Here is a 12851-nt window from a genome sequence, read left to right as displayed (position 1 = left end):
GATTCTAGCTGGTTGCGGCGCGATGACGAATCGCCAGCGGACAATAGCGACCGGATGGGCTGCGTTCAGCCCAGGCTGTCGCAAGCTCCATACACTTACGTACTGCTGGCTGCGCCTCCCTGGTACTGATGCAACCTTCTCCGTTCTTGATGCTGCTGTGTACGTTTGCCTGGCAGGTAATTCCGGCGCATGCGGCAGAAACCGATCCCAAGAACCGGATGGTGTTGATCGAGAACGTGAAACTGGATTACGCGCAGGTGCTCAACGTCGAGCCGGTCTACCAGACCCTGCGCGCCACGCGAATCGAAGAACAATGCGAAGCCGAGCAGGCCGCACAGGCTGCCGCCGCTTCGGCCGAAGACGAGGGCCGCATCAACCGCATGGTGGATTCGGTCAAGGAAATGTTCTCGCGTCGGCCCGAACCGGCCGCGCCCGCCGCGGTCCCGCCAACCAGCACACGGCGCAATTGCAAGGTGGTGGAAGTACCACGCGAGTTCCGCCGGCCGATCGCCTTCGACGTGGACTACGTCTACAAGGGCACCAAGTACCGCTCGCGGTTGCCGGAAGATCCGGGCAATCGGCTGCGCATCCGGGTTTCGGTCACCCCATACATTCCCGACGCCATCGTCGCGCCGCCGCGATGAGACGCTTAGCGGTTGCGCCGTGTCCGCATGCGTGCGAGGATTCGCGCCCTATGCAAGCAAACGCCTTTCAGCACGACACCAGCGCCGCCCGGATGGCCTCCGGTATGACCTCGCGTGCCCGCCGACCGGAATCCCACATTTTCGCTGGGTAACCGGAGCGTTTTGCTGTTCCGACGTTGAAGACCCAGCCTACAGGCTGGGTTTTTTCGTTTTGGCGTCACAAAAGTTTCAACCGCAAGAAACGCGCATGTCGCGCATCCCGTCGCTTCTGGCGGACCAACGCAGCAGTAGCAGGCAGCAAAGGATCGATCGATGTCACTGAAGCACTTCTTGAACACCCAGGACTGGAGCCGCGCCGAACTGGACGCGCTGTTGACCCAGGCCGCGTTGTTCAAACGCAACAAGCTGGGAAGCGAGCTGAAGGGCAAGTCGATCGCGCTGGTGTTCTTCAATCCGTCCATGCGTACCCGCACCAGTTTTGAGCTGGGCGCGTTTCAGTTGGGTGGGCATGCGGTGGTACTGCAACCAGGCAAGGATGCGTGGCCGATTGAATTCAATCTGGGCACGGTGATGGATGGCGACACCGAAGAGCACATCGCCGAAGTGGCGCGCGTGCTGGGGCGCTATGTCGACCTGATCGGCGTGCGCGCGTTCCCGAAGTTCGTCGACTGGTCGAAGGACCGCGAAGACCAGGTGCTCAAGAGCTTCGCCAAGTACTCGCCGGTGCCGGTGATCAACATGGAAACCATTACCCACCCGTGCCAGGAGTTGGCGCATGTGCTGGCGCTGCAGGAACACTTCGGTACGCCAGATCTGCGCGGCAAGAAGTATGTGCTGACCTGGACCTATCACCCCAAGCCGCTCAACACCGCGGTCGCTAATTCCGCGTTGACGATCGCCACCCGCATGGGCATGGACGTGACCCTGTTGTGCCCGACGCCGGACTACGTCCTGGATCAGCGCTACATGGACTGGGCCGCGCAGAACGTGGCCGAAAGCGGCGGCTCGCTGCAGGTGAGCCACGATATCGACAGCGCCTACGCCGGCGCCGATGTCGTGTATGCCAAGAGCTGGGGCGCGTTGCCGTTCTTCGGCAACTGGGAACCGGAAAAGCCGATCCGCGACCAGTACCAGCATTTCATCGTCGACGAACGCAAGATGGCGCTGACCAACAACGGCGTGTTTTCGCATTGCCTGCCGCTGCGTCGCAACGTCAAGGCCACCGACGCAGTGATGGATTCGCCCAACTGCATTGCCATCGATGAAGCCGAAAATCGCCTGCATGTGCAGAAGGCCATCATGGCGGCGCTTGCTTCGCAAGGGGGAATCGGGAATCGGGATTAGAGAATCGCAACAGCAACACCCTTGGCCCCACATTTACGTACTAAGGAACAATGATGAGCGCTGCTTCCACCACTCCCGAATCCCCGATCACGACTCCCGGCACCAAGGACATCGTCCTGGCATTCTCCGGTGGCCTGGACACGAGCTTCTGCATTCCGTATTTGCAGGAGCGCGGCTATGCGGTGCACACCGTGTTCGCCGACACCGGTGGCGTGGATGCCGAAGAGCGTGAGTTCATCGAGAAGCGTGCCGCCGAACTCGGTGCGGCCAGCCACGTCACCGTGGATGGTGGCCCGGCGATCTGGGAAGGCTTCGTCAAGCCGTTCGTGTGGGCAGGCGAGGGCTATCAGGGCCAGTATCCGCTGCTGGTGTCCGACCGTTATCTGATCGTGGATGCCGCGCTCAAGCGCGCCGCAGAATTGGGCACGCGCATCATTGCGCACGGCTGCACTGGCATGGGCAACGACCAGGTGCGTTTCGACCTGGCAGTGAAGGCGCTGGGCGATTACCAGATCGTTGCGCCGATCCGCGAGATCCAGAAAGAACATAACCAGACCCGCGCCTACGAACAGAAGTATCTGGAAGCGCGCGGCTTCGGCGTGCGCGCCAAGCAGCAGGCCTACACCATCAACGAGAATTTGCTGGGGCTGACGATGTCCGGCGGCGAAATCGATCGTTGGGAAGCGCCGGGCGAGGGTGCACGTGGCTGGTGCGCGCCGCGTAATGCCTGGCCGACCGAAGCATTGACGGTGACGCTGAAATTCGTCGAAGGCGAAGCCGTGGAACTGGATAGCAAGCCGTTGCCGGGCGCAAAGATCCTGGCCAAGCTCAACACCTTGTTCGCGCAGTACGGCGTGGGCCGCGGGGTGTACACCGGCGACACCGTCATCGGTTTGAAGGGGCGCATCGTGTTCGAAGCGCCGGGCCTGATTTCGCTGCTCACCGCGCACCGTGCGCTGGAAGATGCGGTGCTGACCAAGCAGCAGAACCGCTTCAAGCCGGACGTGGCGCGCAAGTGGGTGGAGCTGGTGTACGAAGGCTTCTATCACGACCCACTCAAGACCGATATCGAGGCGTTTTTGAAATCCTCGCAGTCCAAGGTCAACGGCGAAGTCACGCTGGAAACCCGCGGCGGCCGCGTCGATGCGGTGGCGGTGCGTTCGCCGCATCTGCTCAACACCAAGGGCGCAACTTACGCGCAGTCGGCTGATTGGGGCGTGGAAGAGGCCGAGGGCTTCATCAAGTTGTTCGGAATGAGCTCGACGCTGTATGCGCAGGTGAATCGCTGAGGTCTGACGGCAAAGCTCCTCTCCCCTCGGGGGAGGGGTTGGGGTGCCGCAGGAAACCTTCAGGATCGATCATGACGAACGCGTCGCCACGCGCCAGTCAGGGTGAACTACTGCAGTATTTGCTTGCATCGTTCTCCATCTGGGCGCGTGGCGACGCGTTCGACCGGGTTGCTTCTCGACGTTTCGTGATGCGCCCCTCATCCGCCCTTTTGGGGCACCTTCTCCCGGTGGGAGACAAGGGCCACCGCGATGGAACCCATGCCCGCATTACGCATCAGTACCGACAAGCAGCAACTCGATCTGCCGTTGATCCATCGCTTCCTCAGCGAGCAGGCGTATTGGTGCCTGGGCATCCCGCTGGACACGGTGCAGCGGGCGATTGCCGGCTCCTTGTGTTTCGGCGGTTATTGCGAGGGCGTAGGGCAGGTGGCGTTCGCCAGAGTGATCACCGACGGTGCCACCTTCGGTTATCTCGCCGATGTGTTCGTGCTTGATGCACACCGTGGGCGCGGCTACGGCAAGCAACTGGTGGCGGCAGTGATGGCCCATCCGCATCTGCAAGGCCTTCGCCGCTTCATGCTCGCCACCTCCGATGCGCATGCGCTGTACGCACCGCACGGCTTTGCCACGCCCGCGCGACCGCAGGCATTGATGGAAATCGCCTATCCCGATCTCTACCGCACCACCACCACGGCTGCCTCACACACATGACTGACCTGCTCACCTCCACGCTCGACCACCTGCAGGCGCTGGTGTCCTTCGATACCCGTAATCCGCCGCGTGCGATTGCCGCGGAAGGCGGCATTTTCGATTATCTGCGCTCGCAGCTGCCGGGATTCCAGGTCGAGGTGGTCGATCACGGTGCCGGGGCGGTGAGCTTGTACGCGGTGCGTGGTACGCCGAAGTATCTATTCAATGTGCATCTGGACACCGTGCCGGATTCGCCGCACTGGAGTGCGAATCCGCACGTGATGCGACGCACCGAAGACCGTGTGATCGGCCTGGGCGTCTGCGACATCAAGGGTGCGGTAGCGGCGCTGGTGGCAGCGGCCAACGCCGGCGATGGCGACTCGGCGTTTCTGTTTTCTTCTGACGAAGAAGCCAATGATCCGCGCTGTATCGCGGCGTTTTTGGCGCGCGGTGTGCCCTACGAAGCTGTATTGGTCGCCGAGCCGACCATGAGCGAAGCGGTGCTGGCGCATCGCGGCATCAGTTCGGTACTGATGCGGTTTGCAGGGCGCGCCGGGCATGCCTCGGGCAAGCAGGACCCCTCAGCAAGTGCCTTGCATCAGGCAATGCGCTGGGGTGGCAAGGCACTGGACCATGTCCAATCGCTGGCGCATGCGCGCTTCGGTGGTTTGACCGGCTTGCGCTTCAATATCGGTCGCGTCGAAGGCGGCATCAAGGCCAATATGATCGCGCCGGCGGCTGAGGTGCGTTTCGGGTTTCGTCCGCTGCCGTCGATGGACGTGGATGGATTGCTGGCCACCTTCGCCGGGTTTGCCAATCCGGCGTCAGCGCATTTCGAAGAAACCTTTCGCGGGCCGAGCTTGCCGTCGGGTGATATCGCGCGTGCAGAAGAGCGTCGCCTGGCTGCACGCGATGTCGCCGATGCGCTGGACCTGCCGATCGGCAACGCGGTGGACTTCTGGACCGAGGCCTCGCTGTTTTCGGCCGGCGGCTACACCGCATTGGTGTATGGCCCGGGCAATATCGCCCAGGCGCACACCGCCGACGAATTCGTCACGTTGGACCAACTGCAGCGTTACGCCGAATCGGTGCATCGCATCATCAACGGTTCCCACTAAACCGCCCCTGGCGCCTTTCTTCCTCTTTCGATCACGGCAATGTCCCTCCCAGCACAGCCACACAAACAGACCCGTCAAACCATCGTGCGCCTGCTTTCGAGCATGGCCAGCGCGAAGGAAATCAGCCAGTACCTCAAGCGTTTTTCGCAGGTGGATGCCAAGCGCTTTGCGGTGGTCAAAGTGGGGGGCGCCGTGTTGCGCGACGATCTGGAAGCGCTGACCTCGTCGCTGTCGTTCCTGCAGGAAGTGGGCCTGACCCCGATCGTGCTGCATGGCGCCGGCCCGCAGTTGGATGCAGAACTGTCGGCAGCCGGCATCGAAAAGCACACCGTCAACGGACTGCGCGTGACCTCGCCGGAAGCATTAGCGATCGTGCGCAAGGTATTCCAAGCCTCCAATCTCAAGCTGGTCGAAGCGCTGCAGCAAAACGGCGCGCGTGCGACGTCGATCACCGGCGGCGTGTTCGAGGCCGAGTACCTGGATCGCGACACCTACGGCCTGGTTGGTGAGGTCAAGGCGGTGAATCTGGCACCGATCGAAGCCAGCCTGCAGGCAGGCTCCATCCCGGTGATCACCAGCCTGGGCGAAACGCCCAGCGGGCAGATCCTCAACGTCAATGCGGATTTTGCTGCCAACGAGCTGGTGCAGGAGCTGCAGCCGTACAAGATCATTTTCCTCACCGGCACCGGCGGCCTGCTGGATGCCGATGGCAAGCTGATTGATTCGATCAACCTGTCCACCGAATTCGATCACCTGATGCAGCAGCCGTGGATCAACGGCGGCATGCGGGTGAAGATCGAGCAGATCAAGGATTTGCTCGACCGTCTGCCGCTGGAATCGTCAGTATCGATCACCCGCCCGGCGGATCTGGCCAAGGAACTGTTCACCCACAAGGGCTCGGGCACGCTGGTGCGGCGTGGCGAGCGCGTGTTGCGTGCGGCCTCCTGGGACGAACTGGATCTGCCTCGCCTGAAGTCGCTGATCGAATCCAGCTTCGGCCGCACGCTGGTGCCGGATTATTTCGCCAACACCAAACTGCTGCGCGCGTATGTCAGCGAAAACTATCGCGCAGCAGTGATCCTGACCGACGAAGGCGAGTTTGGCGCGGGCAGGCTGACCTATCTGGACAAGTTCGCCGTGCTCGACGATGCGCAGGGCGAAGGTCTTGGCCGGGCGGTGTGGAATGTGATGCGCGAAGAGACCCCACAACTGTTCTGGCGCTCGCGTCACAACAATCAGGTCAATATCTTCTATTACGCCGAATCCGACGGTTGCATCAAGCAGGAGAAGTGGAAGGTGTTCTGGTACGGGCTGGAAAATTTCGAGCAGATCCAGCATTGCGTCGCACACTGCGCGACGCGTCAGCCGACCTTGCTGGGCTGAGCGCGATGACCGCCGTCGGCTTGCCACCCCTTTGGCGCGAACAGCCCAGCCTGCGCGGACAGCATGCGACGCTGGAGCCGTTGCAGGCGGCGCATGCCGATGGGTTGCGTGAGGCAGTAGCCGACGGCGCGCTGTCGCGGCTGTGGTACACCAGCGTGCCTGCACCGGAGCAGGTTGACGCCTACATTGCTACAGCCTTGGCCGCTTGCGCCGATGGTGCGGCGTTGCCATTTGTGGTGCGCGATGCGGCCGGCGACATCGTCGGTTGCACGCGCTATTACGCGCTGGATGCAGCGGTGCCCCGGCTGTCGATCGGCTACACCTGGTACGCACCGCGTGCGCAGCGCAGCGGCGTCAATACCGAAGCCAAGCTGATGCTGCTGCAGCACGCCTTCGAAACGCTGGGCTGCCTGAGCGTGGTGTTCGAGACCAGCTGGTTCAACCACACCTCGCGCGCGGCGATCGCGCGGCTGGGCGCAAAACAGGACGGCGTGCTGCGCAACCACACCCGCCACGCCGACGGTACGCCACGCGATACCGTGGTGTTCTCCATCATCGATACGGAATGGGCCGATGTGAAGCGGCACTTGCAGTTCCGTCTGGAAGCAAACGCATGACTGTTCAACCAAAGACCATCGGCATTGTCGGCGCCCGCGGGCATACCGGCTCGGAATTGATCAAACTGGTGGCGGCGCACCCGCAGCTGCAATTGAGCTTCGTGTCCTCGCGCGAGCTGGCCGGGCAGCGCGTGGCCGAGCATAACGATGCCTACCGGGACGAGTTGCGCTATGAAAGCCTGGATGCCGACGCAGTCGCCGCCAAGGCTGCCGACGTGGTGATCCTGGCGCTGCCGAATGGCAAGGCAGAACCGTTCGTGGCGGCGATCGACGCTGCAAAGCCGCAGACACTGCTGATCGACCTTTCCGCGGATTATCGCTTCGATCCGGCCTGGTATTACGGCCTGCCGGAGCTGACGCGTGGTAACTACGCCGGGCAAAAGCGCATCAGCAACCCGGGGTGCTATGCCACTGCCATGCAGCTGACCATCGCGCCCTTGCTCGACCAGTTGGCTGGCCCCCCGCAGTGCTTCGGAGTGTCTGGGTATTCGGGCGCGGGCACCTCCCCCTCGGACAAGAACAACCCCGAGCTGCTTGCCGATAACGTGATGCCGTATGCGCTGACCAACCACATGCACGAGCGCGAGGTATCTGCGCAGCTGGGCGTGCCGGTGGAGTTCATGCCGCATGTGGCGCCGCATTTCCGCGGCATCACCATGACTGTCAACATGTGGTTACAGCAGCCGCTGACGCGTGAGCAGATCCAGGTGCGCTATGCGCAGCGGTATGCCGACGAGCCGTTGATCGAGATCGTCGACGAAGCGCCTTGGGTGAGCCGCATTGCCGGCAAGCACGGCGTGCAGATCGGCGGGGTGACGCTGGCGCCCGGCAACAAGCGCGTGGTGGTGGTGGCAACGCTGGATAACTTGCTCAAGGGCGCGGCGACGCAGGCAATGCAGAACCTCAACATGGCGTTGGGCTGGGGCGAATTGACTGCGATTGGTTGATGCGAATCTCTCGCAAGCGCCCGCACAGTTGTGTGCAGAGATTGAAACTAGACGACTTATTCGAGACGCTTTCCGATGACCAACCTGTTGTGGCAAAAACCCGGCGTTGCCGTGGACGCCAAGATCCAGAGTTTTCTGGCCGGCGACGACGTGATTCTGGATCGCGAATTCTTCCTGTACGACATTGCTGCCAGCAAGGCGCATGCGCAGGGGCTGCAGCACATCGGCATTCTGTCCATGCAGGAACTGGGCGGCTTGAGCGAACAACTGGATCTGCTGGCGGAAGATTTTCGTAGCGGCGTGTTCGTGCTCGATGAGCAGTACGAAGACTGCCACTCGGCCATCGAGGCGCGATTGACCGAGCGTCTGGGCGATGCGGGCCGCAAGATCCACACCGGCCGCAGCCGCAACGATCAGATCCTGGTTGCCACGCGTTTGTGGTTGAAGGACAAACTGCAGCGTGTGGCAACGCTCAGCGCAGAGATTGCCAAGGTGGCCCTGGACCGCGCGCATGCCGAGGCTGAGCTGCCGGTACCGGGTTACACGCATATCCAACGTGCGGTCGTATCGTCGGCCGGCATGTGGTGGGCGGGGTGGGCGGAAGCCTTCATCGACAATGCCGTGCGCGCCACCGACACCTTGCAGCTGGTGGACAGCAATCCGCTCGGCACCGCCGCCGGTTACGGGGTGAACCTGCCGCTGGATCGTGCGCACACCACTGCCGAACTGGGTTTTGCACGCCTGCAGGTTTCGCCGATCTATGCCCAGCTCTCGCGCGGCAAATACGAACTGGCCGCGCTCGAAGCGCTGGGCAGCGCCACGCTGGATCTGCGCCGCATCGCCTGGGATTTATCGCTGTTCACCAGCGGCGAATTCGCTTTTGTGGCGCTGCCGGCGCAGTACACCACCGGCAGCTCGATCATGCCGAACAAGCGCAACCCGGACGTGATCGAACTGATGCGCGCAACGCATGCTAGTGTAGCGGCGGCGCGCACCGAGATCGAACAGTTGCTGTCGCTGCCGTCCGGTTATCACCGCGATCTGCAGAGCAGCAAGGGCGCAATTGTGCACGGATTCGGCCGCGGACTTGCCGCGCTGGAACTGCTGCCGGCTTTGCTTGCCAATCTGGAATGGCGCCCGGACAAACTACGCGCAGCCATCGATTCGGGCATGTACGCCACCGATGTGGCGGTGGAAGCGGCCGTGGCCGGCGTGCCGTTCCGCGACGCCTACAAGGCTGCAGCCGAGGCGTCCGACACTGCAGGGCAGGGGCGTACACCGGAAGGCAGCCTGGCTGCGCGCGTCTCGCCCGGTGCCGCAGCCGACCTGCAACTGGACGTACTGCGTGCCCGCTGGGAGGCCTTGCGCTGATGGCCGTTATCAGCACCGACACCGCAGAGCATTCTCCCTGGGGCGAGGCTTGCAATGGCTGGCCCCTGTTGCGCGATCCCAACCTCAGTGTGCTCGAAGAGCACATGCCACCGGGCGCGTCGGAATTGCGCCATCGGCATAGCCGCGCCCGGCACTTCTTCTATGTGCTGGCCAGCGAGGTGATGCTGAAGCTGGAGGGCGCACAACACATGCTGCGGGTCGGGCAGAGCTTGCACGTGCCACCGGGCTCTACGCACCAGGTGCACAATCTCGCTGACGTGGAAGCGCGCTTTCTGGTGATTTCCGCACCACACGGTCGTGCCGAACGCACACCTGCGGCGGTGCGCAACAAGGATGCAGGCTGATGACGACCCGTTACCTGGTGCTTGCGCTGCGCAAGTCGCATTTTCCTGCCGATGTTGTGCAGCCGCACCTTGAGTTTCTGGATGCGCTGCGCGCCGCCGGGCAGCTCGAATTGACCGGTGGTTTCAGCGATCGCAGCGGTGGCGCGTATGTGCTGGTCAATGTTGCCACGCTCGAAGAGGCGCAGCAGATCGTTGCACACGATCCATTGGTGCTACGCGATGCTTCTGCACTGACCGTGTATGAGTGGAACACGCACTGAGTACGCCGCCGCCATGAGCACACCTGCCAGCACATTGTCGCCGTTTACCGAGCAAGCACTGCCGCCGTGGCGGCGCGCTGTCCTCAAGGTCGGCAGCAGCCTGCTCGCCGCCGATGGCGGTGGCCTGTCGCCGCGCTTCGCGCTGGGGCTGGCGCAGTTCGTTTCGGCCAACCTGGCTGCGGGGCGCGAGCTGGTGATCGTGTCGTCGGGTGCGGTGGCGGCCGGCCGCGCCATCCTGCCCAAAGCGGTGGATGTCGGTGCGCCGATCGCCGCACGTCAGGCGCTGGCGGCGCTTGGCCAGGCGCAGTTGATCGCGCTGTGGCAGCGCTTTTTCGAGCGCCCAGTGGCGCAGGTGCTGCTCACCCATGATGATCTGCGCAACCGTCGCCGCTATCTCAATGCGCGCGCCACCTTGGGCGAGCTGCTGCGGCTGGGCGCGTTGCCGGTGATCAACGAAAATGACACCGTCTCGGTAGACGAGTTGAAGTTGGGCGACAACGACAACCTGGCTGCCATCGTGGCCGCCCTGGTCGATGCCGATGCCTTATTCATCGCCACAGATATCGATGGCTTGTATAGCGCCGACCCACGCAGCAACCCATCGGCGCGGCCGCTCGACGACGTGCCCGAACTCACCCCCGAGGTATTGGCGATGGCGGGTGGTAGCGGCAGCAGTGTGGGTACCGGCGGCATGCGCACCAAGCTGGAAGCCGCTGCAAAGGCCGGTGCGGCCGGTATCGAAACCTATCTGTTCAACGGCCGCAGCGGCGATGTGGTGCGCGCTCTGGCGCAGGATAGGCTGCGCGGCACGCGCATCCATGCTGCGCATACGCGCATTGCCGCACGCAAGTACTGGCTTCGCCACGCACCGGTGGAAGCGGGCGCGATCCTGGTCGATGCCGGCGCTGCAGCCGCGCTAAGCGACAAGGGCGCCTCGCTGTTGCCGGGCGGTGTTGCCGGTGCTGAAGGAGATTTCCGTCGTGGCGACATGGTGGAGATTCGCCTGCGCAATGACGAGGGCGAACGGTGTCTGGCGCGCGGCGTCAGCCAGTATTCGGCCCTGGATATCCGTCGCATCGCACGCCGCCACTCGCGCGACATCGAGAGCGTGCTCGGTTACAGCTATGGCGAGAATGTGGTGCATCGCGATGATTTGGTGCTGTTGTAGCGGGGATTTAAGATTTGGGATTGGGGATTCGCAACAGCATGTGCACTGCGTTTCTCAAACGTTGCCTCTCCGTCTCAACGACTGATCCCTTGTGGTGATAAAACGATCTCGCTCGCCTTTGCAAATCCCTCATCCCGACTCCCCAATCCCGGCCCCCAAATGACCATCAAAACGCTCGCTCTCCAATGCCGTGATGCCGCTCAGGTGGTGTCGCAACTGTCTGCACAGGCCAAGCGCGCCTTGTTGGAAGCGATGGCTGTCGCACTGGAAGCTGATGCTGCGGCGATCCTGGCGGCAAACGCGCGCGACCTGGAGGCGGCACGTGCCAAGGGCACCGGTAGCGCGATGCTCGATCGGCTTGCGCTGGACGACAAGCGTCTGGCCGGCATCGCTGCCGCGTTGCGCGAGGTGGCGTTGTTGCCTGACCCGGTAGGCCAAATCACCCGCGAAGATGTGCGCCCCAATGGCATTCGCGTGCAGAAAGTGCGCGTGCCGCTGGGTGTGATCGCAATGATTTACGAGGCGCGCCCGAATGTGACGGCCGATGCCGCAGCGCTGTGCATCAAGGCCGGCAATGGCGTAATTCTGCGCGGCGGCTCGGAGGCAATCCATTCCAATACCGCCATCGCACGCGCACTGCAGCGCGCCATGCGCGAGACCAATGTCCCAGAAGCCGCGTTGATCCTGGTCGAGGATCTGCGCCGCGAGACCATGCTGGAATTGCTGCAGCTCAACGACATCGTCGATCTGGCAATTCCGCGCGGTGGCGAAGGCTTGATCCGATTTGTTGCCGAGCACGCGCGTGTGCCGGTGATCAAGCACTACAAGGGGGTGTGCCATCTGTTTGTAGATGCGTCGGCCGACCTGGAGCTTGCGCTGCGTTTGTTGATCGATGGCAAGGCGACGCGGCCGGCGGCCTGTAATTCGCTGGAGACCTTGCTGGTGCATGCAGACATCGCCGAGCGCTTTCTGCCGCTTGCCGCGCAGGCATTGCGTGAACGCAAGGTGGAACTGCGCGGCGATGCGGTAACGCGCACGGTGCTGCCCGATATCGCGCCCGCCAGCGACGACGACTATGCCGCGGAATTTCTCGATCTGATCCTTGCCATGCGCGTGGTACCGGATCTGGATACGGCGCTGGCGCATATCCGCCAGTACGGCTCGGACCACACCGAAGTCATCGCCACGCAGGACGCCGGCAATGCGGAGCGGTTCGTGCAGTCGCTGCGCTCGGCAGTGGTGATGGTAAATGCGTCTTCGCGTTTTTCCGACGGCGGCGAACTTGGCCTGGGCGCTGAGATCGGCATCTCCACAACGCGCCTGCATTCCTATGGCCCGATGGGCCTCGAAGCGCTCACTGTGGAGCGCTTCGTGGTGCGCGGTGAGGGGCAGGTGCGGCATTGATCGGCAACGACGCACCGTTACGCATGCCGGTTGAGCGCCCTACGCAGCTTCCACGCCTGGACCGGCACCAAGGTCGCGGTTGCCTCGCGGTGATTTGGCCTGCCAGGCGCGGCTGATCTCCTGGCCTGTAGCCGCGCAATGCGGTGTCGCGTGCCGTTGAGCACAGGCGGCTCTCAGCCAGGAGCCGCTGCGCATGCACGCCGCAGGCTGACACCGGACATCAGGCACGCGCACGTGGTTGCACGCCATCC

13 protein-coding genes are annotated in these 12851 nt (G+C 63.0%); all 13 read left to right on the top strand.

The genetic code is table 11. The features are described 5' to 3' along the window. The first annotated feature begins 149 nt into the window (after positions 1–149). The 13 genes from NX05_RS11300 to NX05_RS11240 all read left to right on the top strand — a co-directional run bounded on the left by NX05_RS11300 (position 150) and on the right by NX05_RS11240 (position 12600). Positions 150–644, top strand: coding sequence for a hypothetical protein (locus NX05_RS11300; protein ID WP_017118657.1), 495 nt, complete (start codon positions 150–152; stop codon positions 642–644). 312 nt (positions 645–956) lie between these two features. After that, positions 957–1988 carry an N-acetylornithine carbamoyltransferase gene (locus NX05_RS11295; protein ID WP_039434694.1) on the top strand — a complete coding sequence of 344 codons (1032 nt, stop codon included), beginning with the start codon at positions 957–959 and terminating at the stop codon, positions 1986–1988. A gap of 50 nt (positions 1989–2038) precedes the next feature. After that, a complete protein-coding gene (locus tag NX05_RS11290) occupies positions 2039–3277 on the top strand; it encodes an argininosuccinate synthase (RefSeq protein WP_172645727.1) in 1239 nt (412 codons plus the stop codon). 249 nt (positions 3278–3526) lie between these two features. Continuing rightward, positions 3527–3988 (top strand): GNAT family N-acetyltransferase, encoded by a 462-nt coding sequence (locus tag NX05_RS11285; RefSeq protein ID WP_039434697.1) that lies wholly within the window; start codon positions 3527–3529, stop codon positions 3986–3988. Beyond that, positions 3985–5085, top strand: coding sequence for an acetylornithine deacetylase (locus NX05_RS11280; protein ID WP_039434700.1), 1101 nt, complete (start codon positions 3985–3987; stop codon positions 5083–5085). The genes NX05_RS11285 and NX05_RS11280 overlap by 4 nt, the downstream gene beginning before the upstream one ends. A gap of 39 nt (positions 5086–5124) precedes the next feature. After that, positions 5125–6468, top strand: coding sequence for an acetylglutamate kinase (locus NX05_RS11275; protein ID WP_039434702.1), 1344 nt, complete (start codon positions 5125–5127; stop codon positions 6466–6468). A 5-nt stretch (positions 6469–6473) separates the two neighbouring features. Continuing rightward, complete coding sequence (locus tag NX05_RS11270) at positions 6474–7085, top strand: GNAT family N-acetyltransferase (RefSeq protein WP_039434705.1); 612 nt, start codon at positions 6474–6476, stop codon at positions 7083–7085. Further along, positions 7082–8032 carry an N-acetyl-gamma-glutamyl-phosphate reductase gene (gene argC, locus NX05_RS11265; RefSeq protein WP_039434707.1) on the top strand — a complete coding sequence of 317 codons (951 nt, stop codon included), beginning with the start codon at positions 7082–7084 and terminating at the stop codon, positions 8030–8032. The genes NX05_RS11270 and argC overlap by 4 nt, the downstream gene beginning before the upstream one ends. Positions 8033–8107: 75 nt before the next feature. Further along, positions 8108–9403 (top strand): argininosuccinate lyase, encoded by a 1296-nt coding sequence (locus NX05_RS11260; RefSeq protein WP_039434710.1) that lies wholly within the window; start codon positions 8108–8110, stop codon positions 9401–9403. Further along, positions 9403–9768 (top strand): cupin domain-containing protein, encoded by a 366-nt coding sequence (locus NX05_RS11255; RefSeq protein ID WP_039434713.1) that lies wholly within the window; start codon positions 9403–9405, stop codon positions 9766–9768. The genes NX05_RS11260 and NX05_RS11255 overlap by 1 nt, the downstream gene beginning before the upstream one ends. Next, positions 9768–10028: a YciI family protein gene (locus NX05_RS11250; protein ID WP_010382260.1), complete on the top strand. Its 261-nt coding sequence runs from the start codon at positions 9768–9770 to the stop codon at positions 10026–10028. The genes NX05_RS11255 and NX05_RS11250 overlap by 1 nt, the downstream gene beginning before the upstream one ends. Before the next feature lie 13 nt (positions 10029–10041). Then, complete coding sequence (proB, locus tag NX05_RS11245; protein WP_039434716.1) at positions 10042–11196, top strand: glutamate 5-kinase; 1155 nt, start codon at positions 10042–10044, stop codon at positions 11194–11196. Between the two features lie 159 nt (positions 11197–11355). Continuing rightward, positions 11356–12600, top strand: coding sequence for a glutamate-5-semialdehyde dehydrogenase (locus NX05_RS11240; RefSeq protein ID WP_039434718.1), 1245 nt, complete (start codon positions 11356–11358; stop codon positions 12598–12600). Positions 12601–12851: the final 251 nt, after the last annotated feature.

The organism is Xanthomonas vasicola (assembly GCF_000772705.2).
In the GTDB taxonomy this organism is placed as follows: Bacteria; Pseudomonadota; Gammaproteobacteria; order Xanthomonadales; family Xanthomonadaceae; genus Xanthomonas; species Xanthomonas vasicola.
The sequence above is the reverse complement of the archived record's forward strand: the minus strand, read 5'-3'. Positions and strand labels throughout refer to the sequence as shown.